Source organism: Burkholderia sp. A9, assembly GCF_000801975.1.
The window spans coordinates 1-22,708 of record NZ_JSZN01000036.1 but is presented as its reverse complement, the minus strand read 5'-3'; the positions used below and the strand labels follow the sequence as shown (position 1 = coordinate 22,708).

Annotated in this window: 35 protein-coding genes and 1 pseudogene; 34 read left to right on the top strand and 2 right to left on the bottom strand. The window is 61.6% G+C overall.

What is annotated here, in order from left to right; genetic code table 11:
• The 32 genes and pseudogenes from PI86_RS16620 to dsbD all read left to right on the top strand — a co-directional run.
• A pseudogene (locus PI86_RS16620) lies at positions 1 to 66 on the top strand (elongation factor Tu); the annotation flags it as partial.
• Between the two features lie 286 nt (positions 67 to 352).
• The gene (gene rpsJ, locus PI86_RS14265) at positions 353 to 664 is read left to right on the top strand and encodes a 30S ribosomal protein S10 (protein WP_004199280.1); all 312 of its coding nucleotides are present in this window, start codon (positions 353 to 355) and stop codon (positions 662 to 664) included.
• Between the two features lie 178 nt (positions 665 to 842).
• Complete coding sequence (rplC, locus tag PI86_RS14260; RefSeq protein WP_006752926.1) at positions 843 to 1,493, top strand: 50S ribosomal protein L3; 651 nt, start codon at positions 843 to 845, stop codon at positions 1,491 to 1,493.
• The gene (gene rplD, locus PI86_RS14255; RefSeq protein ID WP_006477192.1) at positions 1,493 to 2,113 is read left to right on the top strand and encodes a 50S ribosomal protein L4; all 621 of its coding nucleotides are present in this window, start codon (positions 1,493 to 1,495) and stop codon (positions 2,111 to 2,113) included. The genes rplC and rplD overlap by 1 nt, the downstream gene beginning before the upstream one ends.
• Positions 2,110 to 2,424, top strand: coding sequence for a 50S ribosomal protein L23 (gene rplW / locus PI86_RS14250; RefSeq protein WP_004199275.1), 315 nt, complete (start codon positions 2,110 to 2,112; stop codon positions 2,422 to 2,424). Before rplD ends, rplW begins: the two co-directional genes overlap by 4 nt.
• A 2-nt stretch (positions 2,425 to 2,426) precedes the next feature.
• Complete coding sequence (rplB, locus tag PI86_RS14245; RefSeq protein ID WP_006482900.1) at positions 2,427 to 3,254, top strand: 50S ribosomal protein L2; 828 nt, start codon at positions 2,427 to 2,429, stop codon at positions 3,252 to 3,254.
• A gap of 10 nt (positions 3,255 to 3,264) precedes the next feature.
• Positions 3,265 to 3,540 carry a 30S ribosomal protein S19 gene (gene rpsS, locus PI86_RS14240; protein ID WP_004199273.1) on the top strand — a complete coding sequence of 92 codons (276 nt, stop codon included), beginning with the start codon at positions 3,265 to 3,267 and terminating at the stop codon, positions 3,538 to 3,540.
• Positions 3,541 to 3,552: 12 nt separating this feature from the next.
• A complete protein-coding gene (gene rplV, locus PI86_RS14235) occupies positions 3,553 to 3,882 on the top strand; it encodes a 50S ribosomal protein L22 (protein WP_004199272.1) in 330 nt (109 codons plus the stop codon).
• Between the two features lie 11 nt (positions 3,883 to 3,893).
• Positions 3,894 to 4,694, top strand: coding sequence for a 30S ribosomal protein S3 (gene rpsC, locus PI86_RS14230; protein ID WP_006482899.1), 801 nt, complete (start codon positions 3,894 to 3,896; stop codon positions 4,692 to 4,694).
• A 2-nt stretch (positions 4,695 to 4,696) separates the two neighbouring features.
• Positions 4,697 to 5,113, top strand: coding sequence for a 50S ribosomal protein L16 (gene rplP, locus PI86_RS14225; protein WP_006752927.1), 417 nt, complete (start codon positions 4,697 to 4,699; stop codon positions 5,111 to 5,113).
• 9 nt (positions 5,114 to 5,122) lie between these two features.
• Entirely contained in the window at positions 5,123 to 5,317 is a 195-nt protein-coding gene (gene rpmC / locus PI86_RS14220; RefSeq protein ID WP_006400652.1) for a 50S ribosomal protein L29, read from the top strand.
• Positions 5,314 to 5,586, top strand: coding sequence for a 30S ribosomal protein S17 (gene rpsQ, locus PI86_RS14215; RefSeq protein ID WP_006752928.1), 273 nt, complete (start codon positions 5,314 to 5,316; stop codon positions 5,584 to 5,586). The genes rpmC and rpsQ overlap by 4 nt, the downstream gene beginning before the upstream one ends.
• Before the next feature lie 309 nt (positions 5,587 to 5,895).
• Positions 5,896 to 6,264 (top strand): 50S ribosomal protein L14, encoded by a 369-nt coding sequence (gene rplN / locus PI86_RS14210; RefSeq protein WP_006752929.1) that lies wholly within the window; start codon positions 5,896 to 5,898, stop codon positions 6,262 to 6,264.
• Between the two features lie 9 nt (positions 6,265 to 6,273).
• A complete protein-coding gene (gene rplX / locus PI86_RS14205; RefSeq protein ID WP_006477187.1) occupies positions 6,274 to 6,582 on the top strand; it encodes a 50S ribosomal protein L24 in 309 nt (102 codons plus the stop codon).
• A gap of 16 nt (positions 6,583 to 6,598) precedes the next feature.
• Positions 6,599 to 7,138 (top strand): 50S ribosomal protein L5, encoded by a 540-nt coding sequence (gene rplE, locus PI86_RS14200; RefSeq protein WP_006482882.1) that lies wholly within the window; start codon positions 6,599 to 6,601, stop codon positions 7,136 to 7,138.
• Between the two features lie 7 nt (positions 7,139 to 7,145).
• Entirely contained in the window at positions 7,146 to 7,451 is a 306-nt protein-coding gene (rpsN, locus tag PI86_RS14195; RefSeq protein WP_011350676.1) for a 30S ribosomal protein S14, read from the top strand.
• A 14-nt stretch (positions 7,452 to 7,465) separates the two neighbouring features.
• Entirely contained in the window at positions 7,466 to 7,861 is a 396-nt protein-coding gene (gene rpsH / locus PI86_RS14190) for a 30S ribosomal protein S8 (RefSeq protein ID WP_006477185.1), read from the top strand.
• Between the two features lie 18 nt (positions 7,862 to 7,879).
• Positions 7,880 to 8,410 (top strand): 50S ribosomal protein L6, encoded by a 531-nt coding sequence (rplF, locus tag PI86_RS14185; protein WP_006758786.1) that lies wholly within the window; start codon positions 7,880 to 7,882, stop codon positions 8,408 to 8,410.
• A gap of 12 nt (positions 8,411 to 8,422) precedes the next feature.
• On the top strand, positions 8,423 to 8,788 hold the full coding sequence (gene rplR, locus PI86_RS14180) for a 50S ribosomal protein L18 (protein ID WP_006477183.1): 366 nt from the start codon (positions 8,423 to 8,425) through the stop codon (positions 8,786 to 8,788).
• A 14-nt stretch (positions 8,789 to 8,802) separates the two neighbouring features.
• Complete coding sequence (rpsE, locus tag PI86_RS14175; protein ID WP_006752931.1) at positions 8,803 to 9,321, top strand: 30S ribosomal protein S5; 519 nt, start codon at positions 8,803 to 8,805, stop codon at positions 9,319 to 9,321.
• A gap of 15 nt (positions 9,322 to 9,336) precedes the next feature.
• Entirely contained in the window at positions 9,337 to 9,519 is a 183-nt protein-coding gene (gene rpmD / locus PI86_RS14170) for a 50S ribosomal protein L30 (RefSeq protein WP_006400644.1), read from the top strand.
• A gap of 26 nt (positions 9,520 to 9,545) precedes the next feature.
• The gene (rplO, locus tag PI86_RS14165) at positions 9,546 to 9,980 is read left to right on the top strand and encodes a 50S ribosomal protein L15 (protein ID WP_006482880.1); all 435 of its coding nucleotides are present in this window, start codon (positions 9,546 to 9,548) and stop codon (positions 9,978 to 9,980) included.
• Between the two features lie 42 nt (positions 9,981 to 10,022).
• Positions 10,023 to 11,372, top strand: coding sequence for a preprotein translocase subunit SecY (secY, locus tag PI86_RS14160; RefSeq protein ID WP_011655761.1), 1,350 nt, complete (start codon positions 10,023 to 10,025; stop codon positions 11,370 to 11,372).
• Between the two features lie 8 nt (positions 11,373 to 11,380).
• On the top strand, positions 11,381 to 11,599 hold the full coding sequence (gene infA / locus PI86_RS14155) for a translation initiation factor IF-1 (RefSeq protein ID WP_004521905.1): 219 nt from the start codon (positions 11,381 to 11,383) through the stop codon (positions 11,597 to 11,599).
• A gap of 20 nt (positions 11,600 to 11,619) precedes the next feature.
• A complete protein-coding gene (rpmJ, locus tag PI86_RS14150) occupies positions 11,620 to 11,736 on the top strand; it encodes a 50S ribosomal protein L36 (RefSeq protein ID WP_004199844.1) in 117 nt (38 codons plus the stop codon).
• A 38-nt stretch (positions 11,737 to 11,774) separates the two neighbouring features.
• Positions 11,775 to 12,140, top strand: a complete 366-nt coding sequence (gene rpsM / locus PI86_RS14145) for a 30S ribosomal protein S13 (RefSeq protein WP_039323572.1) — start codon at positions 11,775 to 11,777, stop codon at positions 12,138 to 12,140.
• A gap of 28 nt (positions 12,141 to 12,168) precedes the next feature.
• Positions 12,169 to 12,570 (top strand): 30S ribosomal protein S11, encoded by a 402-nt coding sequence (rpsK, locus tag PI86_RS14140; RefSeq protein ID WP_004197937.1) that lies wholly within the window; start codon positions 12,169 to 12,171, stop codon positions 12,568 to 12,570.
• A gap of 155 nt (positions 12,571 to 12,725) precedes the next feature.
• Positions 12,726 to 13,349: a 30S ribosomal protein S4 gene (gene rpsD / locus PI86_RS14135; protein ID WP_006752934.1), complete on the top strand. Its 624-nt coding sequence runs from the start codon at positions 12,726 to 12,728 to the stop codon at positions 13,347 to 13,349.
• Between the two features lie 124 nt (positions 13,350 to 13,473).
• Complete coding sequence (locus PI86_RS14130; protein WP_039323564.1) at positions 13,474 to 14,451, top strand: DNA-directed RNA polymerase subunit alpha; 978 nt, start codon at positions 13,474 to 13,476, stop codon at positions 14,449 to 14,451.
• Between the two features lie 146 nt (positions 14,452 to 14,597).
• Positions 14,598 to 14,993, top strand: a complete 396-nt coding sequence (gene rplQ / locus PI86_RS14125; protein WP_006477175.1) for a 50S ribosomal protein L17 — start codon at positions 14,598 to 14,600, stop codon at positions 14,991 to 14,993.
• 203 nt (positions 14,994 to 15,196) lie between these two features.
• Positions 15,197 to 15,523, top strand: coding sequence for a divalent-cation tolerance protein CutA (gene cutA / locus PI86_RS14120; RefSeq protein ID WP_039323562.1), 327 nt, complete (start codon positions 15,197 to 15,199; stop codon positions 15,521 to 15,523).
• Complete coding sequence (gene dsbD / locus PI86_RS14115) at positions 15,516 to 17,363, top strand: protein-disulfide reductase DsbD (protein ID WP_039323556.1); 1,848 nt, start codon at positions 15,516 to 15,518, stop codon at positions 17,361 to 17,363. Before cutA ends, dsbD begins: the two co-directional genes overlap by 8 nt.
• A 120-nt stretch (positions 17,364 to 17,483) precedes the next feature.
• On the opposite strand, the gene hemB is transcribed toward dsbD, so the two are convergent.
• Positions 17,484 to 18,482 carry a porphobilinogen synthase gene (gene hemB / locus PI86_RS14110; RefSeq protein ID WP_014898350.1) on the bottom strand — a complete coding sequence of 333 codons (999 nt, stop codon included), beginning with the start codon at positions 18,480 to 18,482 and terminating at the stop codon, positions 17,484 to 17,486.
• 258 nt (positions 18,483 to 18,740) lie between these two features.
• On the bottom strand, positions 18,741 to 19,400 hold the full coding sequence (gene yihA, locus PI86_RS14105) for a ribosome biogenesis GTP-binding protein YihA/YsxC (protein ID WP_006477171.1): 660 nt from the start codon (positions 19,398 to 19,400) through the stop codon (positions 18,741 to 18,743).
• 216 nt (positions 19,401 to 19,616) lie between these two features.
• On the opposite strand from yihA, the gene PI86_RS14100 reads away from it, so the two are divergent.
• Both PI86_RS14100 and PI86_RS14095 read left to right on the top strand, forming a co-directional pair.
• The gene (locus PI86_RS14100) at positions 19,617 to 20,270 is read left to right on the top strand and encodes a c-type cytochrome (RefSeq protein ID WP_039323533.1); all 654 of its coding nucleotides are present in this window, start codon (positions 19,617 to 19,619) and stop codon (positions 20,268 to 20,270) included.
• A 122-nt stretch (positions 20,271 to 20,392) separates the two neighbouring features.
• A complete protein-coding gene (locus tag PI86_RS14095; RefSeq protein WP_014898348.1) occupies positions 20,393 to 22,609 on the top strand; it encodes a cytochrome c biogenesis protein ResB in 2,217 nt (738 codons plus the stop codon).
• The last annotated feature ends 99 nt before the right edge of the window (positions 22,610 to 22,708 follow it).

The following is a 22,708-nucleotide window of genomic DNA, read 5'->3' as shown; positions in this document are numbered from 1 at the left end:
CGCTTCGCAATCCGCGAAGGTGGCCGTACCGTCGGCGCCGGCGTCGTCGCAAAGATCATCGAGTAATATCGACGATCCGCGGATCCCTCGTGGGTCCGCGATTCCACGGTAGGCGGTTGTACCGTCGAAACCGGGTGTCCAGCTTGCGCTGGCACCCGGTTTTGTTTTTGTGGCGCGCCGTCGCGCACATTGACAAACGCACACCACCGCTCCGAATTTTCGTGTAGAATCGCGGGCTTAGCAGTGGAAGTACCGTTCGGAACCTGTCGCCTCGCTCCCCGCAGGCAACATGTTTCACGTTCTTTTAGTGTCCGGCGATGCAACATCGCCTCGCTCTTTTCAAGGAATCGTCATGCAGCAACAGAAAATCCGCATTCGTCTGAAGGCATTCGACTATCGTCTGATCGATCAATCGGCTGCCGAGATCGTCGATACCGCGAAGCGGACTGGCGCAATCGTCCGTGGCCCGGTGCCGCTGCCGACGCGCATTCAGCGTTTTGACATCCTGCGTTCGCCGCACGTCAACAAGACGTCGCGTGATCAGCTCGAAATCCGTACCCACCAGCGCCTGATGGACATCGTCGATCCGACCGACAAGACGGTTGACGCGCTGATGAAGCTCGATCTGCCGGCTGGCGTCGACGTGGAAATCAAGCTGCAGTAAGGCTTTCAGCGCCAACCGGCTTGTCGGGCGGCGCTAAGTCTTTGTATTGCTTGCGGAAATCGGGAAGTCGGGCTATACTGCTTGGCTTTTCGCGTATTCGCGTAAAAAAGTTGGGCCTTGCGTGCCCGGCATTTTGTAAATCAGCCCCGACCAATCGCAGTCGGGAATGGAGAAAATGATGAGCCTTGGACTCGTAGGTCGCAAGGTTGGCATGACCCGTATCTTCACGGCTGAAGGGGATTCGATTCCCGTCACCGTGCTGGACGTGTCGGACAACCGCGTGACGCAGATCAAGACTGTTGAAACCGACGGCTACACGGCCGTGCAGGTTGCATTCGGCTCCCGCCGCGCCTCGCGCGTGACGAAGCCGCTGGCAGGTCATCTCGCCAAAGCCGGTGTCGAAGCCGGTGAAATCCTCAAGGAATTCCGCATTGACGCGGCCAAGGCAGCTGAGCTGTCAAATGGCGCCGTGGTCGGTGCTGATCTTTTCGAAGTAGGCCAGAAGGTCGACGTGCAAGGCGTGTCGATCGGTAAGGGCTACGCCGGTACGATCAAGCGTTACAACTTCTCCTCCGGCCGTGCCACGCACGGTAACTCGCGCTCGCACAACGTGCCGGGCTCGATCGGTATGGCGCAGGATCCGGGTCGTGTTTTCCCGGGTAAGCGCATGACGGGTCACCTCGGTGACGTTACGGTGACGGTGCAGAACCTCGAAATCGCTCGTATCGACGCAGAGCGCAAGCTGCTGCTCGTCAAGGGCGCGATTCCGGGCGCGAAGGGCGGCAAGGTTTTCGTGACGCCGGCCGTCAAGACCAAGGGGGCGAAATAATGGAACTCAAGCTCCTGAATGAAAATGGTCAGGAAGGTGCAGTGGTCAACGCGTCGGACGTCGTGTTCGGTCGTGACTACAACGAAGCGCTGATCCACCAGGTCGTCGTCGCTTACCAGGCGAATGCTCGCCAGGGTAACCGCGCACAGAAGGACCGTGAGCAAGTCAAGCACACCACCAAGAAGCCGTGGCGTCAGAAGGGTACGGGCCGCGCTCGTGCCGGTATGTCGTCGAGCCCGTTGTGGCGTGGCGGTGGTCGCATCTTCCCGAACTCGCCGGAAGAGAACTTCTCGCACAAGGTCAACAAGAAGATGCATCGCGCAGGTCTCTGCTCGATCTTCTCGCAGCTGGCCCGCGAAGGCCGTCTGTCGGTCGTCGAGGACATCATCCTCGAAGCGCCGAAGACCAAGCTGCTGGCTGACAAATTCAAGACCATGGGTCTCGACTCCGTTCTGATCATCACGGACACGGTTGACGAGAACCTGTACCTGGCTTCGCGCAACCTGCCGCACGTGGCGATTGTCGAGCCGCGCTACGCTGACCCGCTGTCGCTGATCTACTTCAAGAAAGTGCTGGTCACGAAGGCTGCGGTCGCCCAGATCGAGGAGTTGCTGTCATGAGCGAGATTCGCAAGAACGATCATCGTTTGATGCAGGTCCTGCTCGCACCGGTGATCTCGGAAAAGGCGACGCTGGTTGCCGACAAGAACGAGCAAGTCGTGTTCGAAGTCGCACCGGATGCCACGAAGCAGGAAGTGAAGGCGGCTGTCGAGCTGCTGTTCAAGGTTGAAGTTGATTCGGTCAACGTGCTGGTTCAGAAGGGCAAGCAAAAGCGCTTCGGCCGTTCGATGGGCCGCCGTAAGGACGTGAAGAAGGCGTACGTTTGCCTGAAGCCCGGCCAGGAAATCAACTTTGAAGCGGAGGCCAAGTAATCATGGCAATCGTTAAAGTTAAGCCGACATCGCCGGGTCGCCGCGCGATGGTCAAGGTGGTCAACAAGAACCTGCACCAGGGCAAGCCGTTCGCGGCACTGCTCGACTCGCAGAGCTCGACCGCCGGCCGTAACAACAACGGTCGTATCACCACGCGTCACAAGGGTGGTGGTCACAAGCAACACTACCGTATCGTCGATTTCCGTCGCACGAAGGACGGCATCCCGGCAAAGGTCGAGCGTCTCGAGTACGACCCGAACCGTAGCGCGAACATCGCGCTGGTGCTCTACGCAGACGGCGAGCGTCGCTACATCATCGCCCCGAAGGGTCTGACGGTCGGCCAACAGCTGATGTCGGGTTCGGAAGCGCCGATCCGTGCAGGCAACACGCTGCCGATCCGCAACATTCCGGTCGGTACGACGATCCACTGCATCGAGATGCTGCCGGGCAAGGGCGCGCAAATGGCGCGTTCGGCTGGTACGTCGGCCATGCTGCTGGCACGCGAAGGCGTCTACGCGCAGGTTCGTCTGCGTTCGGGCGAAATCCGCCGCGTGCACATCGAGTGCCGTGCAACGATCGGTGAAGTCGGCAACGAAGAGCATAGCCTGCGCCAAATCGGTAAGGCTGGTGCGAACCGCTGGCGCGGTATCCGCCCGACGGTGCGTGGCGTTGCGATGAACCCGGTTGATCACCCGCACGGTGGTGGTGAGGGCAAGACGGCTGCAGGTCGTGACCCGGTGAGCCCGTGGGGTACGCCGGCTAAGGGTTACCGCACCCGCAGCAACAAGCGCACGACGACGATGATCGTCCAGCGCCGTCACAAGCGTTAAGGAGTAGGCAATGGCACGTTCTGTTAAAAAAGGTCCGTTCTGCGACGCCCATTTGCTGAAGAAGGTTGAGGCGGCTGCAGCTTCGCGCGACAAAAAACCGATCAAGACCTGGTCGCGTCGTTCGACGATTCTGCCGGATTTCATCGGCCTGACGATCGCTGTTCACAACGGCCGTCAACACGTTCCGGTGTACATCTCGGAAAACATGGTCGGCCACAAGCTTGGCGAGTTCGCACTGACCCGTACGTTCAAGGGTCACGCGGCCGACAAGAAGGCCAAGAAATAAGGGGCAATCAAGATGGAAGTGAAAGCAATTCATCGCGGTGCCCGCATCTCGGCGCAAAAAACGCGCCTTGTGGCTGACCAGATCCGCGGTTTGCCGGTCGACAAGGCGCTGAACGTTCTGACGTTCTCGCCGAAGAAGGCGGCTGGCATCGTGAAGAAGGTTGTGCTGTCGGCAATCGCGAATGCGGAGCACAACGAAGGCGCTGATATCGACGAGCTCAAGATCAAGAGCATCTACGTCGACAAGGCTGCATCGCTCAAGCGTTTCACCGCGCGCGCCAAGGGCCGCGGTAACCGCATCGAGAAGCAATCCTGTCACATCACTGTGACGGTCGGGAATTAAGGAGCCATACGATGGGACAGAAAATTCATCCGACTGGCTTCCGCCTGGCTGTCAGCCGCAATTGGGCTTCGCGTTGGTACGCGAACAACAACAATTTCGCGGCGATGCTGCAGGAAGACATCGGTGTTCGTGAATACCTGAAGAAGAAGCTGAAGAACGCTTCGGTCGGTCGGGTCGTCATCGAGCGTCCGGCGAAGAACGCGCGCATCACGATTTACAGCTCGCGTCCGGGTGTGGTCATCGGCAAGAAGGGCGAGGATATCGAACAGCTGAAGACGGAACTCCAACGCCGCATGGGCGTGCCGGTTCACGTCAACATCGAAGAGATCCGCAAGCCGGAAACCGATGCTCAGCTGATCGCCGACTCGATCACGCAACAGCTCGAGCGCCGGATCATGTTCCGTCGCGCGATGAAGCGTGCGATGCAGAACGCGATGCGTCTGGGTGCCCAAGGCATCAAGATCATGAGCGCAGGCCGTCTGAACGGTATCGAAATCGCTCGTACGGAGTGGTATCGCGAAGGTCGCGTGCCCCTTCACACGCTGCGTGCTGATATCGACTACGCGACTTCGGAAGCGAAGACGACTTACGGGATCATCGGCGTCAAGGTGTGGGTCTACAAGGGCGATACGCTCGGCCGCAACGACGCACCGGTGGTGGAAGAAGTAGCCGAAGACAAGCGTCCGCGTCGCAATGCGCGTCCGGGCGACCGTCGTCCGCGCCGTGACGGCGAAGGCGGCGCTCCGGGTGCTCGCCGTGGCGCACCGCGCCGTGGCGCCGGCAAGCCCGAAGACGGCAAGACTGGAGAATAACGATGCTGCAACCGAAACGCAGAAAGTATCGTAAAGAGCAGAAGGGTCGTAACACCGGCAAGGCGACGCGCGGCAACGCAGTGTCGTTCGGTGACTTCGGCCTGAAGGCTATCGGTCGCGGTCGTTTGACCGCACGCCAGATTGAAGCGGCGCGTCGTGCAATGACGCGTCACATCAAGCGTGGCGGCCGCATCTGGATCCGGATCTTCCCGGACAAGCCGATTTCGCAAAAGCCGGCAGAAGTGCGTATGGGTAACGGTAAGGGTAACCCGGAGTACTACGTCGCCGAGATCCAGCCGGGCAAGATGCTCTATGAAATGGACGGCGTAACCGAAGAACTGGCACGCGAAGCGTTCCGTCTGGCTGCAGCCAAGCTGCCGCTGAAGACGGCGTTCATCGTGCGCCAGCTCGGCGCCTAAGGAGAAAATATGAAGGCTTCCGAACTTCTCCAGAAAGACCAGGCCGCGCTCAACAAGGAGCTGGCGGACCTGCTGAAGGCGCAATTCGGCCTGCGCATGCAACTCGCGACCCAGCAACTCACGAACACGAGCCAGCTGAAGAAGGTTCGTCGCGACATCGCACGTGTGCGGACCGTCATGACTCAGAAGGCGAACCAGAAATGAACGATAGCGTGAAAACCTCGCTGAAGCGGACGCTGGTCGGTCGGGTCGTCAGCAACAAGATGGACAAGACCGTCACCGTGCTGATCGAGCACCGCGTCAAGCACCCGATCTACGGCAAGTATGTCGTGCGCTCGAAGAAGTACCACGCGCATGATGAAGCGAACACCTGCAACGAAGGCGATCTCGTCGAAATCCAGGAAACCCGTCCTGTTTCGAAGACGAAGGCCTGGACGGTGTCGCGCCTCGTCGAAGCAGCTCGCGTCATCTAAGCGGGCAGCGCAGTAGGCAGTAACAGGCACTTCTCCTCGAAGTGCTTGAAATCGCAAAGTTTTTGCTTGCGTGACCAGGATTATTTGTTATAATCCTGGTCTTCCCTCTTTATGGGAGCCCCGTCGCGGGCGAAGTTGGTGGGGGAAGCGGACTGGCGCCTGCCTGTCCGAAAGATTCACCGAATTGCGATGGCGGGTTTCGTTTGCCGTCGCTGCTGTTCCAACCCAAGCAGCCGATTGGCTGACGGGACCAAGACTGACCGAATGCATCATGGTGGTGCATCCGGATTAAGTTGGGAAAGACAAACCATGATCCAGACCGAATCTCGGCTCGAAGTAGCCGACAACACGGGTGCACGTGAAGTCATGTGCATCAAGGTGCTCGGCGGCTCGAAGCGTCGTTATGCCGGCATTGGCGACATCATCAAGGTGACCGTCAAAGAGGCAACGCCGCGCGGGCGCGTGAAGAAAGGCGAAATTTACAACGCCGTGGTGGTCCGCACCGCCAAGGGTGTTCGCCGTCAAGACGGCTCGCTGATCAAGTTCGACGGCAACGCCGCTGTGCTTTTGAATAACAAGCTTGAGCCGATCGGCACCCGCATCTTCGGGCCGGTGACGCGTGAGCTGCGTAGCGAACGATTCATGAAGATCGTTTCGCTGGCGCCGGAAGTGCTGTAAGGAGTCGCGATGAACAAGATTCGCAAGGGTGACGAAGTCATCGTCGTCACTGGCAAAGACAAGGGCAAGCGCGGCGTCGTGCTGGCTGTCGGTGCTGAACATGTGACGGTTGAAGGTATCAACCTCGTCAAGAAGCATGTGAAGCCGAACCCGATGAAGGGTACGACGGGCGGCGTGGAAGCGAAGACGATGCCCCTGCATATTTCGAACGTCGCACTGGTCGACGCGAATGGCAAGGCGTCGCGTGTTGGCATCAAGGTCGAGGAAGGCAAGAAGGTTCGCTTCCTGAAGACGACCGGTGCCGTACTGAGCGCCTGACGCAGCGGAGTAAAAAATGGCTCGTTTTCAAGAGTTTTACAAAGAAAAGGTTGTGCCCGGCCTGATCGAGAAGTTCGGTTACAAGTCGGTCATGGAAGTGCCGCGCATCACCAAGATCACGCTGAACATGGGTCTTGGCGAAGCGATCGCTGACAAGAAGATCATCGAGAACGCCGTTGGCGACCTCACGAAGATCGCTGGTCAGAAGCCGGTCGTCACGAAGGCACGCAAGGCAATCGCAGGCTTCAAGATCCGCCAGGGTTACCCGATCGGCGCGATGGTGACGCTGCGTGGTCGTGCGATGTACGAATTCCTCGACCGTTTCGTGACCGTTGCCCTGCCCCGCGTGCGTGACTTCCGCGGCGTGTCGGGTCGTGCCTTCGATGGCCGCGGCAACTACAACATCGGTGTGAAAGAGCAGATCATTTTCCCCGAAATCGACTACGACAAGATCGACGCACTGCGTGGGCTGAACATCAGCATCACGACGACTGCGAAGACCGACGACGAAGCAAAGGCACTGCTCGCCAGCTTCAAGTTCCCGTTCAGAAACTGAGGTTACCGTGGCTAAACTGGCACTGATCGAACGTGAAAAGAAGCGCGCCCGCCTGGTCGCGAAGTTCGCAGCGAAGCGCGATGCGCTGAAGGCGATCGTCGAAGACCAAAGCAAGTCGGAAGAAGAGCGCTACGAAGCACGCCTGGAGCTGCAGCAACTGCCCCGCAACGCAAACCCGACCCGCCAGCGTAACCGCTGCGCGATCACGGGCCGTCCGCGTGGCACGTTCCGTAAATTCGGCCTCGCGCGTAACAAGATTCGTGAAATCGCATTCCGTGGCGAGATTCCTGGCCTGACCAAGGCGAGCTGGTAATAGGAGAAACGTAAATGAGCATGAGTGATCCTATCGCCGATATGCTGACTCGCATCCGCAACGCGCAGATGGTCGAGAAGGTATCGGTTGCGATGCCCTCGTCGAAGGTCAAGGTTGCAATCGCGCAAGTCCTGAAGGACGAAGGTTATATCGACGATTTCGCCGTCAAGGCGGAAGGTGCGAAGTCCGAACTGAATATCGCGCTGAAGTACTACGCAGGTCGCCCGGTTATCGAACGCCTCGAGCGCGTGTCGAAGCCTGGTCTGCGCGTGTACCGCGGCCGTAACGACATTCCGCAGGTCATGAATGGCCTGGGCGTGGCAATCGTGTCGACGCCGAAGGGCGTGATGACCGACCGCAAGGCGCGCGCTACCGGCGTCGGCGGCGAAGTCATCTGCTACGTCGCTTAAAGCCGAGGAGAGAGAAACATGTCTCGAGTAGGTAAGAGCCCGATCGCGCTGCAAGGCGCGGAAGTCAAGCTGGCCGACGGTGCGATCACCGTCAAGGGCCCGCTGGGCACCATCACGCAAGCGATCAATCCGCTCGTGAACGTGGCGAACAACGACGGCACGCTGAATCTGTCGCCGGTCGACGAAAGCCGCGAAGCAAATGCACTGTCGGGCACGATGCGCGCGATCATCGCGAATGCCGTGCACGGCGTGACCAAGGGTTTCGAGCGCAAGCTGACGCTGGTTGGCGTCGGTTATCGTGCGCAGGCGCAAGGCGACAAGCTGAACCTGTCGCTGGGTTTCTCGCACCCGGTGGTGCACCAGATGCCGGAAGGCGTCAAGGCTGAAACCCCGACGCAAACCGAAATCGTGATCAAGGGGATCAACAAGCAACAAGTCGGTCAAGTGGCTGCGGAAGTCCGCGGTTACCGTCCGCCGGAGCCCTACAAGGGCAAGGGCGTGCGCTATTCCGACGAGGTTGTGATCCTCAAAGAAACGAAGAAGAAGTAAGGGTGCGCAATCATGGATAAGACTCAATCTCGCCTGCGCCGCGCTCGCCAGACGCGTATCAAGATCGCTGAGCTGCAGGTCGCGCGTCTCGCCGTGCATCGCACGAACACGCACATCTACGCTCAAGTGTTCTCGCCCTGCGGCACCAAGGTGCTCGCCAGCGCGTCGACGCTCGAAGCAGAAGTGCGCGCTGAACTGGCCGACAAGTCGGGCAAGGGCGGCAACGTTAATGCCGCGACGCTGATCGGCAAGCGTATTGCCGAGAAGGCAAAGGCTGCCGGCATCGAATCCGTCGCCTTCGACCGCTCGGGCTTCCGCTACCATGGCCGCGTCAAGGCGCTGGCTGAGGCAGCTCGCGAAGCTGGGCTCAAGTTCTAAGGAAGGAATTCGTCATGGCAAAGATGCAAGCGAAAGTTCAGGCTGACGAGCGCGACGACGGCCTTCGTGAAAAGATGATTTCGGTCAATCGCGTGACCAAGGTCGTGAAGGGTGGCCGTATTCTCGGCTTCGCCGCACTGACCGTGGTTGGCGACGGTGATGGCCGCATCGGTATGGGCAAGGGCAAGGCGAAGGAAGTGCCGGTCGCTGTCCAGAAGGCAATGGAACAAGCTCGCCGCAACATGTTCAAGGTGCCGCTCAAGAACGGCACGCTGCAGCACGAAGTGCACGGCAAGCATGGCGCATCCGCTGTCCTCCTCGCTCCGGCGAAGGCAGGTACGGGCGTGATCGCCGGCGGCCCGATGCGCGCAGTGTTCGACGTGATGGGCGTTCAGAACGTCGTGGCGAAGAGCCACGGTTCGACGAACCCGTACAACCTCGTTCGCGCCACGCTGGACGGTCTGCGCAAGCAGTCGACCCCGGCAGACATCGCGGCGAAGCGCGGCAAGTCCGTCGAAGATATTTTGGGCTAAGCCCGGGTGGTCACCATGTCTGAAAAAACTGTCAAGGTTCAGCTCGTTAAGAGCCTGATCGGGACCCGCGAATCGCACCGCGCGACCGTGCGTGGCCTGGGCCTGCGCCGACTCAACTCGGTTAGCGAGCTGCAGGACACGCCGGCGGTCCGCGGCATGATCAACAAGGTCTCGTACCTCGTTAAGGTCATCGCGTAAGCGGCCCTACGGATCAAGGAGTTGATATGGAATTGAATAACCTGAAGCCGGCCGCTGGTGCCAAGCACGCCAAGCGTCGCGTCGGCCGCGGCATCGGTTCGGGCCTCGGCAAGACGGCTGGCCGTGGTCACAAGGGTCAGAAATCGCGTTCGGGCGGCTTCCACAAAGTCGGTTTCGAAGGCGGTCAGATGCCTCTGCAACGTCGTCTGCCGAAGCGCGGCTTCACGTCGCTGACGAAGGAATTCGTCGGTGAAGTGCGCCTGGGCGACCTCGAGAAGCTGCCGGTCGATGAAATCGATCTGCTCGCACTGAAGCAAGCCGGCCTGGTCGGTGAGCTGACGAAGAGCGCAAAGATCATCGCGACGGGCGAACTGAAGCGCAAGATCGTCGTGAAGGGTCTCGGTGCCACCAAGGGTGCGCGCGCTGCGATCGAAGCGGCTGGCGGTTCGTTCGCCGAGTGACACGCGTAGCGCGTCGTTACTTGCATTCATCGGAGAAGGTACTTGGCTAACAGCCCGAGTCTTGCAAAACCCGGTCGAAGCACGGCGAAATTCGGCGATCTGCGTCGGCGAGCGATGTTCCTGCTCCTGGCGCTGATCGTCTATCGCATCGGCGCGCACATCCCCGTGCCGGGCATCGATCCGGATCAACTGGCGAAGCTGTTCCAGAGCCAGGCGGGCGGCATCCTGGGCATGTTCAACATGTTCTCGGGTGGCGCGCTTTCCCGCTTCACGATCTTTGCGCTGGGGATCATGCCGTATATCTCGGCGTCGATCATCATGCAGTTGCTGGCGATCGTCTCGCCGCAGCTCGAGGCGCTGAAGAAGGAAGGGCAGGCAGGGCAACGGAAGATCACGCAGTACACGCGGTATTTCACCGTGGTGCTCGCGACCTTCCAGGCGTTCGGTATCGCGGCTGCGCTGGAAAACCAGCCGGGCCTCGTGATCGACCCCGGCATGCTGTTCCGGCTGACGACGGTCGTGACGCTGGTTACCGGCACGATGTTCCTGATGTGGCTGGGTGAGCAGATCACCGAGCGTGGTCTGGGCAACGGCATCTCGATCATCATCTTCGGCGGGATCGCAGCAGGGTTCCCGAATGCCGTCGGTGGGCTGTTCGAGCTGGTGCGTACGGGTTCGATGAGCATCATTTCGGCGATCATCATCGTCGTTCTGATTGCAGCGGTGACTTACCTGGTCGTGTTCATCGAACGCGGTCAGCGCAAGATCCTCGTGAACTACGCGAAGCGCCAGGTCGGCAACAAGATCTACGGTGGGCAGTCGTCGCACTTGCCGCTGAAGCTGAACATGTCGGGCGTGATTCCGCCGATCTTCGCATCGTCGATCATCCTGTTCCCGGCTACGATTCTCGGCTGGTTCAGCACGGGTCAGCCGACGGGGAGCTGGATCTCCAACACGTTGCATAACGTCGCGGAGGCGCTGAAGCCGGGTCAGCCGGTCTATGTGCTGCTGTACACGCTGGCAATCGTGTTTTTCTGCTTCTTCTACACCGCACTGGTGTTCAACAGCAGGGAAACCGCAGACAACCTGAAGAAGAGCGGCGCGTTTGTTCCGGGCATTCGTCCGGGCGATCAGACCGCACGATATATCGACCGCATCCTCACGCGTCTGACGCTGGCCGGTGCGATCTACATCGTCTTCGTGTGTCTGCTGCCGGAATTCCTGGTGCTGCGCTGGAACGTGCCGTTTTATTTTGGTGGAACGTCGCTGCTGATCATTGTCGTCGTCACGATGGACTTCATGGCGCAGGTGCAGTCGTACGTTATGTCGCAACAGTATGAGTCACTGCTCAAGAAGGCAAACTTCAAGGGCGGCAACATCCCAATGCGTTAAATAGGACTATGGCCAAAGACGATGTAATCCAGATGCAGGGTGAGGTGATCGAAAACCTCCCGAATGCGACCTTCCGTGTGAAGCTGGAAAACGGCCATGTCGTGTTGGGGCATATCTCCGGGAAGATGCGGATGCACTACATCCGCATCCTGCCGGGCGACAAGGTGACGGTTGAATTGACGCCTTACGATCTGTCTCGTGCGCGGATCGTGTTCCGGGCGAAGTGATTTGAAAAAAGGGTATTATCATGAAAGTGATGGCATCGGTTAAGCGCATTTGCCGCAATTGCAAGATCATCAAGCGCAAAGGCGTCGTTCGCGTGATCTGCAGCTCGGATCCGCGCCACAAGCAGCGCCAAGGCTGACCGCGCGTTTGTTTGCGCTTTTTGTTTGAGGAAAAACAATGGCTCGTATCGCAGGGGTTAACATCCCGAATCACCAGCATACCGAGATCGGCCTGACGGCAATCTTCGGTATCGGCCGCACGCGCTCGCGCAGCATCTGCACGGCAGCTGGCGTGGAATTCTCGAAGAAGGTCAAGGATCTGACCGACGCAGACCTCGAAAAGCTGCGTGAAGAAGTGGGCAAGTTCATCGTTGAAGGCGATCTGCGCCGTGAAGTGACGATGAACATCAAGCGCCTGATGGACCTCGGTTGCTACCGTGGCGTTCGTCATCGCAAGGGCCTGCCGATGCGCGGTCAGCGTACGCGTACGAACGCACGTACCCGCAAGGGTCCGCGTCGTGCAGCGCAAGCGCTGAAGAAGTAAGCGGAACTGACAGTTACAGGAAAACGTAATGGCTAAGGCTTCGAACACCGCGGCGCAACGCGTTCGCAAGAAGGTTAAGAAGAACGTCGCTGAAGGCGTGGTTCACGTTCACGCGTCGTTCAACAACACGATCATCACGATCACCGATCGCCAGGGCAATGCACTGGCATGGGCGACGTCGGGCGGCCAGGGCTTCAAGGGCTCGCGCAAGTCGACGCCGTTCGCTGCTCAGGTTGCTGCTGAGTCGGCCGGTCGCGTGGCGATGGAATACGGCGTGAAGAATCTGGAAGTGCGGATCAAGGGCCCGGGCCCGGGTCGTGAGTCGGCAGTGCGCGCACTGCACGGCCTCGGCATCAAGATCACCGCGATTTCGGACGTCACCCCGATTCCGCACAACGGCTGCCGTCCGCCGAAGCGCCGTCGTATCTAAGAATGTGCTGGCACGTTCGTGCTGGCGCATTTGCCTGTCGCCGCGTAGCGTCGACGGGCGTTGCTTTTTTGATTGACTAAGCCCACCGTTCGCCCCAAAGGGCGCGAACTAGCGCGGATTTCGATCCGCGTGACTGATTGATAAAGGAATGCAAAGTGGCACGTTATATCGGCCCTAAGGCCAAGCTGTCCCGCCGTGAAGGCACCGACCTGTTCCTGAAGAGCGCGCGCCGCTCGCTCGCCGACAAGTGCAAGCTCGACAGCAAGCCGGGTCAGCACGGCCGTACCTCGGGCGCACGTACGTCCGACTATGGTACGCAGCTGCGCGAAAAGCAGAAGGTCAAGCGCATCTACGGCGTGCTGGAGCGTCAGTTCCGCCGCTACTTCGCTGAAGCCGACCGCCGCAAGGGCAACACGGGTGAAAACCTGCTGCAACTGCTCGAGTCGCGTCTCGACAACGTCGTGTATCGCATGGGCTTCGGCTCGACCCGCGCTGAAGCGCGTCAGCTGGTGAGCCACAAGTCGATCACCGTGAATGGCGTCGTCGCGAACGTGCCGTCGCAGCAAGTGAAGGCTGGTGACATCGTCGCGATCCGCGAAAAGGCGAAGAAGCAGGCGCGTATCGTCGAAGCGCTGTCGCTGGCCGAGCAAGGCGGCATGCCGAGCTGGGTTGCAGTCGATGCGAAGAAGTTCGAAGGCACGTTCAAGCAAATGCCGGAACGCGCTGACATCGCAGGCGACATCAACGAAAGCCTGATCGTCGAATTGTATTCGCGTTAATCCGATTGACGGCCGAGGTACCCCGATTGCGTTGCGCAAGGAGGGTCCTCGGCTGTTTATTTTCTGGTTGTTACCGGTCAGCCTTATCGGTGTAACGAGCCGAGGGTATTGAAAAGGAAAGCCCATGCAAACCAGTTTGCTGAAACCCAAGATCATCGCCGTGGAATCGCTGGGCGAGAACCACGCGAGGGTGGTCATGGAACCGTTCGAACGCGGTTACGGCCATACCTTGGGCAATGCGCTTCGCCGCGTGCTGTTGTCGTCGATGGTAGGCTATGCGCCGACCGAAGTCACGATCGCAGGCGTGGTGCACGAGTACTCGACGCTTGATGGCGTGCAAGAGGACGTCGTCAACCTGCTGCTGAACCTGAAGGGTGTGGTGTTCAAGCTGCACAACCGTGACGAAGTGACGGTGACCCTGCGCAAGGAAGGCGAAGGCGTCGTCACGGCCGGCGATATCGAGCTGGCTCACGATTGCGAAGTCATCAACCCGGATCACGTGATCGCACACCTGTCGAAGGGCGGCAAGCTCGACGTTCAGATCAAGATCGAAAAGGGTCGCGGCTATGTGCCCGGCAACGTCCGTCGCTACGGCGAAGACACGGCCAAGATCATCGGCCGCATCGTCCTCGATGCATCGTTCTCGCCGGTTCGCCGCGTGAGCTACGCCGTTGAAAGCGCACGTGTCGAGCAGCGTACCGACCTCGACAAGCTCGTGATGAACATCGAAACGAGCGGCGTGATCACCCCGGAAGAGGCGATCCGTCAATCGGCCCGCATCCTGGTCGACCAGCTGTCCGTGTTCGCGGCACTGGAAGGCACGGAAACGGCTGCCGAGGCACCGTCGCGCGCACCGCAGATCGATCCGATCCTGCTGCGTCCGGTGGACGATCTCGAACTGACGGTTCGTTCGGCGAACTGCCTGAAGGCCGAGAACATCTACTACATCGGCGACCTGATCCAGCGCACGGAAAACGAGCTGCTGAAGACGCCGAACCTCGGTCGCAAGTCGCTCAACGAGATCAAGGAAGTGCTCGCTTCGCGCGGTCTCACGCTGGGCATGAAGCTCGAGAACTGGCCGCCGGCTGGTCTCGACAAGTAAGCCGCTTGTAGCCCGGCTGTTGCTGTAGTTGGCAAAGATGCGGATTTTCCTTTAAAATCCGCATCTTGCTTTTTTCGCTACCGGCCCGTGCACCCTCGAGGTGCGATAGAAGAGCTGGATCAAAACTTTGAATCAAGGAAACTGAAATGCGCCATCGTCATGGTCTGCGGAAACTGAACCGCACGAGCAGCCACCGTCTGGCTATGCTCCGTAACATGTCCAACTCGCTGATCGAGCACGAAGTCATCAAGACGACGCTGCCGAAGGCGAAGGAACTCCGTAAAGTCGTCGAGCCGCTGATCACGCTCGGCAAGAAGCCGTCGCTGGCAAACCGTCGCCTGGCGTTCAACCGCCTGCGCGATCGTGACTCGGTGGCGAAGCTGTTCGACGTGCTCGGTCCGCGTTTCGCGAACCGTCCGGGCGGCTACCTGCGCGTGCTGAAGTTCGGCTTCCGCGTTGGCGATAACGCACCGATGGCACTGGTCGAGCTGCTCGATCGTCCGGAAGTCGACGAAACGGAAAACGTGCAAGAAGCCGAGTAAGCTTCCGGTACGCAGCAGTATCTGAAAGGGGCCGAGCGATAGCTTGGCCCTTTTTGTTTTTGGCGCCCCGGCTGCGATCGATTGTCGCAGGCCGGTGCCGGCAGTGTCGTGCGGGCTGCGCTACGATAACGAATTGTCGACGCGGGCACCGGAGTCGGTGCTCCGTGGCGGCGGAAGCCGGTATACCAGTCAGGAGAGCGCGTATGGTGGTGGTGTTGATGCTGACGACGGTGCCGGATGCGGCGACGGCTGCACTGCTCGCCGACGGCGCGCTCGACGCGCGGCTTGCCGCGTGCGTGTCGGAGCTCGGTGCGATCAAGTCGCGCTATCACTGGCAGGGCAAGGTCGAAACGGCCGACGAGATCCAGTTGCTGTTCAAGACGAGCCCGGTGCGCTCGCTCGAACTGGAGCGATTTATTCTCGCGCATCATCCGTACGAGACGCCGGAAATCGTCTCGTGGCAGGCGACGGCCTCGGCCGCGTACGGCCAGTGGGTGACCAGCGAAACTCAACGTCTATTTCATGTTTAACGGTATGGCGCTTTCCGTGCGCGTGCGCGCGCTGCGGTTCCTCGCAGTCCTGTTGTCGCTCATGTTCGTGCTGGGCGGCGTGTCAGCCGCGCGCGCGGCTGACGATTTCCTCGATCCGTCGGTGGCGTTCAAGTTCAGCGCGAGCGAGTCGCCGGGGCAGGTGGACGTCCGCTTCAAGGTCGCCAACGGCTATTACCTGTACCGCGAGCGGTTCGCGTTCGCGGTGAAGAGCGGACAGGCGACGATCGGCGACCCGCAGTTCCCGGCCGGCCATGTGAAGTTCGACCAGACGTTCCAGAAGGAAGTCGAGACCTATCGCGACGAGGTCGTGGTTCACGTGCCGGTCAAGCAGGCGGCGGGGCCGTTCGAACTGACGGTGACGTCGCAAGGCTGCGCGGACGAAGGGATCTGCTACCCGCCGGCCGAGCACGTCGTGAAGGTCGACGGTGCGGCGCTCGGCGCGGCTTCGCCGGCCGATGGCGCGGCGGCTTCGGGTAGCTGGTTCGACAAGGTCACGAGCGCGGATTTCGCGCAGTCGTTGCTCGAAGGGCACGGCTTCTTCACGATCGTCGCGCTGTATTTCGTCGCGGGCGTCGTGCTGAGCCTGTTGCCGTGTTCGTACCCGATGATCCCGATCGTGTCCGCGATCATCATCGGCCAGGGCACCCGCGCAACGCATGCGCGCGGCTTCGCACTGTCGCTCACCTATGTGGTCGGCATGGCGCTCGTCTATACGGTGCTCGGCATCGCCGCGGCGCTGGTCGGCCAGAGCCTCGGCGCCTGGCTGCAGAACCCGTGGGTGCTCGGCGCGTTCGGCGTGTTGCTCACCGCGTTCGCCGTGTCGCTGATTTCAGGCAAGGACATCGCACTGCCGGAGCGCTGGCAGAACGGCGCGGCCGAGGCTTCGAGCGGGCGCCGGGGCGGCCATTTCGTTGCGGTCGCCGCGATGGGCGCGTTGTCGGCGCTGGTCGTCGGCGCCTGCATGACGGCGCCGCTGTTTGCGGTACTCGCGTTCATCGCACACACCGGCAATGCGCTGCTCGGTGGCGCCGCGCTGTTCTCGATGGGGCTGGGGCTCGGCGTGCCGCTACTCGTCGTCGGCATCGGCGCTGGCACGGTGCTGCCGCGCGCAGGCGCATGGATGGATGGCGTGAAGGTGTTCTTCGGCATCGTGCTGCTCGCCGCTGCGCTGTGGATCGTGTGGCCGGTGCTCGCGGGCAGCCTGAAGATGGTGCTCGCCGCGTTGTGGCTGCTGATCGCGGCTGCGGCGCTCGGCCTGTTCACGCCGCATGTCGGCGCGGTGTCCATCTGGCGGCGCCTCGGCCGTGGCCTCGGCGCGGCGCTCGCGATCTGGGCTGCGACGCTGCTTGTCGGTCTCGCAGCAGGGTCTAACGACCCCGTGAAGCCGCTGGCCGTGCTCGCGGCGCGTACGGTTGCATCGGGCGATGCGCCGGCCACCGGTGCGGCTTCCGGGCAGCAGGGCCCCGCGTTCGCATCGGTGCGCTCCAGCCGCGAGCTGGACGCGCTGCTGAAGACGTCAGGCCAGCCCGTGATGCTCGACTTCTACGCCGACTGGTGCGTGAGCTGCAAGGAGATGGAGCATCTGACGTTCACCGACGGGCGTGTGCAGGCGCGGCTCGCGCAGCTCCACCTCGTGCGTGCCGACGTCACCGCCAACAATCCGGACGACCAGGCGCTGCTCAAGCGCTTCAACCTGTTCGGGCCGCCGGGCATCATCTTCTTCGATCGCAACGGCAATGAAATCGGTCGTGTGGTCGGCTATCAGGCGGCCGAGACGTTCCTGCGCAGCCTCGATCGCGCGGCAGTACCGACCGTGTAACGCGCATTCGTCGGCGCGCATCGGCGGCAGCCACGCCGATCGACTGACTGCGAACGTGAAAAAAAACGGCGGGACACCGAAGTGTTCCGCCGTTTTTCCTTACGCCTGCCGGCGCGCTGCTCAGCGCTGCGCTTTCAGCAGACGCGCCGCGTCGAGGGCGAAGTAGGTGAGCACGCCATCGGCGCCCGCGCGCTTGAATGCCAGCAGCGACTCGAGCACGACCTTGTCGTGGTCGAGCCAGCCGTTCATCGCAGCGGCCTTCAGCATCGCGTATTCACCGCTCACCTGGTACACGTAGGTCGGGAAGCGGAACTCGTCCTTCACGCGGCGCACGATGTCGAGATACGGCATGCCGGGTTTGACCATCACCATGTCGGCGCCTTCGTCGATGTCGAGGCGCACTTCGCGCAGCGCTTCGTCGCTGTTCGCCGGATCCATCTGGTAGGTCATCTTGTTGCCCTTGCCCAGGTTGGACGCCGAGCCGACCGCATCGCGGAACGGGCCGTAGAACGCCGACGCGAACTTGGCCGAATAGGCCATGATGCGCGTATGGATATGGCCGTCGCTTTCCAGCATCTCGCGGATCGCGCCGATGCGGCCGTCCATCATGTCCGACGGGGCGACGATGTCGACGCCGGCTTCCGCCTGCGCACGCGCCTGGTCGACCAGGATCTCGATCGTGTCGTCGTTGATCACGTAGCCGTTTTCGTCGAGCACGCCGTCCTGGCCGTGGCTCGTGTACGGATCGAGCGCGACGTCGGTCAGCACGCCGAGTTCGGGGAAGCGCTTTTTCAGTTCGCGCACCGCGCGCGGGATCAGGCCTTCCGGATTAGCCGCTTCGCGGCCGTCAGGCGTTTTCAGCGACGGCTCGATGGCCGGGAACAGCGACAGCACGGGCACGCCGAGTTCGACGCACTGCTCGGCGACATGCATCAGCAGATCGACCGACACGCGCTCGACGCCGGGCATCGACGGTACGGGCTGGCGTTCGTTGGTGCCTTCGACGACGAACACCGGGTAGATCAGGTCGTCGGTGGTCAGCCGGTTTTCGCGCATCAGGCGGCGCGAGAAGTCGTCGCGGCGCATCCGGCGCGGACGATGAAGCGGATGGAAGCTCATGGCGATTGGGTAGAAATCAGGGCAAGAAGAACCTTACGGAACCCTTCGGTCATTTTCGAGACCGTTGGTATATGATAGCGATCGAGCGGCACGCGTTGCGTGCTGCTCCCCGCTTCTCCTCCCTGAGCGGGTGCCTGTCGTTATTCGATTAGGCTGTTTGACCCGCCGTTCAACGGCGGGTTTTTTTATGGGCCGGCCGAATCGAATCTACAGGCGCCGTCAGGTGCACGCAGCCGAACCCGGCCGCGCGTTGCCCGATCATTGTGCTACAGGCTCGCTTTTTTCGTCGGCGACGGACGGCCGCAGCCAGCTCTCGATCAGTTCATGCGCCTCGTCGAGCCCCGTGCGCTTCAGCGCGGAGAACAGCTGGACGGTCAGCTTGCCCTTCACGCCCTGGTCGCGATACGCGTCGAGCCCCTTTTGCGTGTTCCGCAGCGCGTTGATGCTCTCCTGCCGCGTCAATTTGTCGCACTTCGTCAGCAGCGTGTGGATCGGCTTGCCGGTCGGCGCGAACCACTCGATCATCCGGCGATCGAGGTCGGTCAGCGGGCGGCGCGAATCCATCATCAGGATCAGGCCGCACAGCTGCGAACGCGTCGCGAGGTAGGACGACAGCAGCATCTCCCAGTGGGCCTTCGCGGCCCCCGGTACTTCGGCATAGCCATAGCCGGGCAGGTCGACGAGGTTCGCGACGGGCTCGGCGGCCGGGCCGACGGAGAAGTAGTTGATGTGCTGCGTGCGGCCGGGCGTCTTCGACGCGAAGGCCAGCCGCTTCTGGTTGCACAGCACGTTGATCGCCGTCGATTTGCCGGCATTCGAGCGGCCCGCGAATGCGATTTCCGGTTGCACCGTCGGCGGCAGGTCGCGCAGATGGTTGACGGTCGTGTAGAAGCGGGCTTGATGGAGCAAAAAGGCCATGGGGAAACCGGTGGGACGGGCGGCGCGAGCCGCTTGGTGGAGGCGGGGTAGCCCCGATAGGCGCGGGAGCTTTCAGCGCGATATTGTACAATACGACGGTTTTACCGAAGGGTTGCGGGCGCCTGCCTCGCGCTTTTATGCAGCTTCTGCGGTAGACTGGTCGCCGTCGTTTTTTGCAGAACCTCAAATTCCCACAAGACGAAACAGGGTGTGCGAATGAATCGACTGTGCAAGTCTCTGATGGTGCTTCAGGTTGCAGCAGGGTTCGTAGGTTTCGTAGCGGAGGCAAACGCGGCGGATGCGGCAAAGCCGGATCTGGACCGCGGCAAGGCGATTGCCGGGCAGGTCTGCGCGTCGTGTCACGGTGCCGACGGCAACAGCGCGTCGGGCAGTTTCCCGAAGCTCGCCGGCCAGCATCCCGAATATCTGGTCAAGCAGTTGAACGACTTCAAGGCCCAGCCGGGCGCGAAGGCGCCGGCGCGGACCAACCCGATAATGGTCGGGTTCGCGAGCGCGTTGAGTGCGGACGACATGCGCAACGTCGCCGCGTATTACGGATCGCAGGCCACGAAGCTCGGCACCGCACGCGATGCGGCGACCGTGCCGATCGGCCAGAAGATCTACCGCGGCGGCCTCGCGGAAAAGGGTGTGCCCGCCTGCGCGAGCTGCCACGGGCCAACGGGGCAGGGGATGCCGGTCCAGTACCCGCGTCTGTCGGGGCAATGGGCCGATTACACGGTTGCCCAGTTGACCGCGTTCCAGCAGGGTGCCGGCGCGCGTAACAACAACGAGGCGATGCATCAGATCGCTTCGCGTCTGTCGGATAACGAGATAAAGGCCGTGGCAGATTACATCGCCGGCCTGCGTTGAACGGACAGTCGCGAATGAAATGACCGGGCGCCCGAAGGGCGGCCGGAGTCAGAACAAGAAAAGGGTGGGGCGCCGCGTGTTTGCGGGCGCCTTGCCCTTTTTTGTTGTCAGTCGGAGTTTGAATGAGCGTTACCACGTCGGGGTTGCAGTCCAAGTCGGGTCCGGGAGCGTCCAAGCGCGCGGTCGAGCTGCTGAGCTCGATGCGCTTCGCGATCGCGCTGCTGGTGGTGTTGTCGATCGCGAGCATCATCGGCACGGTCCTGACCCAGGACGACCCGTATCCGAACTACGTGAACCAGTTCGGGCCGTTCTGGGCGGACATCTTCCGCTCGCTGGGCCTGTACAACGTGTACAGCGCGTGGTGGTTCATGCTGATCCTGATCTTCCTCGTCGTGTCGATCTCGCTGTGCGTGATCCGCAACGCGCCGAAGATGCTCGCCGACGCGAAGAGCTGGAAGGACAAGGTCCGCGAAGGCAGCCTGCGTGCCTTCCACCACAAGGCCGAGTACACGACGTCCGGCACGCGGGCGACGGTGGCGACCACGCTCGCCACGTTCGTCACCAAGGCCGGCTACAAGCACGTCGTGCGCGAAACCGACGGCGCGACGCTGATCTCCGCGAAACGCGGCGCGCTGACGAAGTGGGGCTACATCTCCGCGCACCTCGCGATCGTCGTGATCTGTATCGGCGGCCTGCTCGACAGCAACCTGCCGATCAAATTCCAGATGTGGATGTTCGGCAAGAGCCCCGTCAACACGAGCGCGACGATCAGCGAGATCTCGCCCGACCACCGGCTGTCCGCGTCGAACCCGACGTTCCGCGGCTACGCGTGGGTGCCCGAAGGCCAGTTCGTGTCGACCGCGATCCTCAACCAGCCGAGCGGCTCGCTGATCCAGGACCTGCCGTTTTCGATCCAGCTGAACAAGTTCATCGTCGACTACTACACGACGGGGATGCCGAAGCTGTTCGCGAGCGACATCGTCGTGATCGATCGCGAGACGGGCCAGAAGATCCCGGCGCGTGTCGAGGTCAACAAGCCGTTCACCTACAAGGGCGTGTCGATCTACCAGTCGAGCTTCCAGGACGGCGGCTCGCAGATGCAGATGACCGCCTACCCGATGACGGGCGACAACGCGAAGACCTTCGCGGTGAAGGGCACGATCGGCAGTACCGCGCCGCTGCAGATGCCGGGCAACGACGGCGACACGATCGAGTTCTCCGACTTCCGCGCGATCAACGTCGAGAACATGGCCGACGCGAACGGCAAGCCGGACGTGCGCGGCGTCGCCAAGACGGAGTCGCTGAAGGAGGCGTTCGACGAGCGGCTCGGCTCGGGCGCGAAGACATCGAAGCCGATGCAACTCCACAACATCGGACCGTCGGTGCAGTACAAGATTCGCGGCAAGGATGGCCAGGCGCGCGAATTCAACAACTACATGCTGCCCGTCGACATGGGCGGCACGCGCGTGTTCCTCGCCGGCGTGCGCGCGAGCCCGAACGATCCGTTCCGCTATATGCGGATTCCGGCCGACAGCGCGGATTCGATCGGCGATTGGATGCGCCTGCGCGCCGCGCTCGAGGATCCGGCCGTGCGTGCCGAAGCCGCCGCGCGCTTCGCGCAGCGTTCGTTGCCGACTACCGAAGCGTCGCTGCGCGGCCGCCTGCAGGACAGTGCAGCCAAGGTGCTGACCCTCTTTGCTGCGAGTGATGACAGTGTCGGCCGCGGCGCCGACGGCCAGCCGATCGGCGGCTTCCAGGCAGTGGCCACGTTCATCGACCGTTCGGTGCCGAAGGCCGAGCAGGAAAAGGCGGCCAGCCTGCTGCTGCGCATGCTCGAAGGTTCGATGTGGGAGGTCTGGCAGATCGCGCGCGAGCGCGCCGGCGAGCCGGCCGTCCAGCAGGGCACCGACACGATCCGCTTCGTGCAGAACGCGATCAATGCGCTATCCGACAGCTTCCTGTATGGATCGCCGGTCTATTTGCAGCTTGACTCCTTCAAGCAGGTGCAAGCTTCGGTATTTCAGTTGACGCGCGCACCCGGCAAGAATCTGGTGTATCTTGGCAGCCTGCTGTTGGTCGCCGGCATCTTCTCGATGTTCTACGTGCGCGAGCGGCGCCTCTGGTTCTGGCTCAAGGATGCCGGCTCGGGCGTCGATGTGGTGATGGCGATGTCCACGGCCCGCAAGACCTTCGATTTCGAGAAAGAATTCGTGCAGACGCGCGACGCGGCCGGCGCCGCCTTGCGCGCCGCACCCCGCGACGCCGCACCCGCTGGTGCGGCATCGACTGCCCGCCCGCCCGCCGGCGGCGGTTCTGATTCCGAGAATTCCACCCGGTAACATCATGGATCTCACGCAAGTTTCCTCTTCGCATTCGGGGCCGGCCCAGGCCCCGGTTTCGTCGCCGTTGTTCGACGATCGTCCGTTCCTCGCGCGCCT

Excerpts from the sequence above, each read along its gene's own strand:
- rpsJ (WP_004199280.1), top strand. The coding sequence starts at position 353 with ATGCAGCAACAGAAAATCCGCATTCGTCTGAAGGCATTCGACTATCGT.
- rplC (WP_006752926.1), top strand. The coding sequence starts at position 843 with ATGAGCCTTGGACTCGTAGGTCGCAAGGTTGGCATGACCCGTATCTTC.
- rplD (WP_006477192.1), top strand. The coding sequence starts at position 1,493 with ATGGAACTCAAGCTCCTGAATGAAAATGGTCAGGAAGGTGCAGTGGTC.
- rplW (WP_004199275.1), top strand. The coding sequence starts at position 2,110 with ATGAGCGAGATTCGCAAGAACGATCATCGTTTGATGCAGGTCCTGCTC.
- rplB (WP_006482900.1), top strand. The coding sequence starts at position 2,427 with ATGGCAATCGTTAAAGTTAAGCCGACATCGCCGGGTCGCCGCGCGATG.
- rpsS (WP_004199273.1), top strand. The coding sequence starts at position 3,265 with ATGGCACGTTCTGTTAAAAAAGGTCCGTTCTGCGACGCCCATTTGCTG.
- rplV (WP_004199272.1), top strand. The coding sequence starts at position 3,553 with ATGGAAGTGAAAGCAATTCATCGCGGTGCCCGCATCTCGGCGCAAAAA.
- rpsC (WP_006482899.1), top strand. The coding sequence starts at position 3,894 with ATGGGACAGAAAATTCATCCGACTGGCTTCCGCCTGGCTGTCAGCCGC.
- rplP (WP_006752927.1), top strand. The coding sequence starts at position 4,697 with ATGCTGCAACCGAAACGCAGAAAGTATCGTAAAGAGCAGAAGGGTCGT.
- rpmC (WP_006400652.1), top strand. The coding sequence starts at position 5,123 with ATGAAGGCTTCCGAACTTCTCCAGAAAGACCAGGCCGCGCTCAACAAG.
- rpsQ (WP_006752928.1), top strand. The coding sequence starts at position 5,314 with ATGAACGATAGCGTGAAAACCTCGCTGAAGCGGACGCTGGTCGGTCGG.
- rplN (WP_006752929.1), top strand. The coding sequence starts at position 5,896 with ATGATCCAGACCGAATCTCGGCTCGAAGTAGCCGACAACACGGGTGCA.
- rplX (WP_006477187.1), top strand. The coding sequence starts at position 6,274 with ATGAACAAGATTCGCAAGGGTGACGAAGTCATCGTCGTCACTGGCAAA.
- rplE (WP_006482882.1), top strand. The coding sequence starts at position 6,599 with ATGGCTCGTTTTCAAGAGTTTTACAAAGAAAAGGTTGTGCCCGGCCTG.
- rpsH (WP_006477185.1), top strand. The coding sequence starts at position 7,466 with ATGAGCATGAGTGATCCTATCGCCGATATGCTGACTCGCATCCGCAAC.
- rplF (WP_006758786.1), top strand. The coding sequence starts at position 7,880 with ATGTCTCGAGTAGGTAAGAGCCCGATCGCGCTGCAAGGCGCGGAAGTC.
- rplR (WP_006477183.1), top strand. The coding sequence starts at position 8,423 with ATGGATAAGACTCAATCTCGCCTGCGCCGCGCTCGCCAGACGCGTATC.
- rpsE (WP_006752931.1), top strand. The coding sequence starts at position 8,803 with ATGGCAAAGATGCAAGCGAAAGTTCAGGCTGACGAGCGCGACGACGGC.
- rpmD (WP_006400644.1), top strand. The coding sequence starts at position 9,337 with ATGTCTGAAAAAACTGTCAAGGTTCAGCTCGTTAAGAGCCTGATCGGG.
- rplO (WP_006482880.1), top strand. The coding sequence starts at position 9,546 with ATGGAATTGAATAACCTGAAGCCGGCCGCTGGTGCCAAGCACGCCAAG.
- infA (WP_004521905.1), top strand. The coding sequence starts at position 11,381 with ATGGCCAAAGACGATGTAATCCAGATGCAGGGTGAGGTGATCGAAAAC.
- rpmJ (WP_004199844.1), top strand. The coding sequence starts at position 11,620 with ATGAAAGTGATGGCATCGGTTAAGCGCATTTGCCGCAATTGCAAGATC.
- rpsM (WP_039323572.1), top strand. The coding sequence starts at position 11,775 with ATGGCTCGTATCGCAGGGGTTAACATCCCGAATCACCAGCATACCGAG.
- rpsK (WP_004197937.1), top strand. The coding sequence starts at position 12,169 with ATGGCTAAGGCTTCGAACACCGCGGCGCAACGCGTTCGCAAGAAGGTT.
- PI86_RS14130 (WP_039323564.1), top strand. The coding sequence starts at position 13,474 with ATGCAAACCAGTTTGCTGAAACCCAAGATCATCGCCGTGGAATCGCTG.
- rplQ (WP_006477175.1), top strand. The coding sequence starts at position 14,598 with ATGCGCCATCGTCATGGTCTGCGGAAACTGAACCGCACGAGCAGCCAC.
- cutA (WP_039323562.1), top strand. The coding sequence starts at position 15,197 with ATGGTGGTGGTGTTGATGCTGACGACGGTGCCGGATGCGGCGACGGCT.
- dsbD (WP_039323556.1), top strand. The coding sequence starts at position 15,516 with ATGTTTAACGGTATGGCGCTTTCCGTGCGCGTGCGCGCGCTGCGGTTC.
- hemB (WP_014898350.1), bottom strand. The coding sequence starts at position 18,482 with ATGAGCTTCCATCCGCTTCATCGTCCGCGCCGGATGCGCCGCGACGAC.
- yihA (WP_006477171.1), bottom strand. The coding sequence starts at position 19,400 with ATGGCCTTTTTGCTCCATCAAGCCCGCTTCTACACGACCGTCAACCAT.
- PI86_RS14100 (WP_039323533.1), top strand. The coding sequence starts at position 19,617 with ATGAATCGACTGTGCAAGTCTCTGATGGTGCTTCAGGTTGCAGCAGGG.
- PI86_RS14095 (WP_014898348.1), top strand. The coding sequence starts at position 20,393 with ATGAGCGTTACCACGTCGGGGTTGCAGTCCAAGTCGGGTCCGGGAGCG.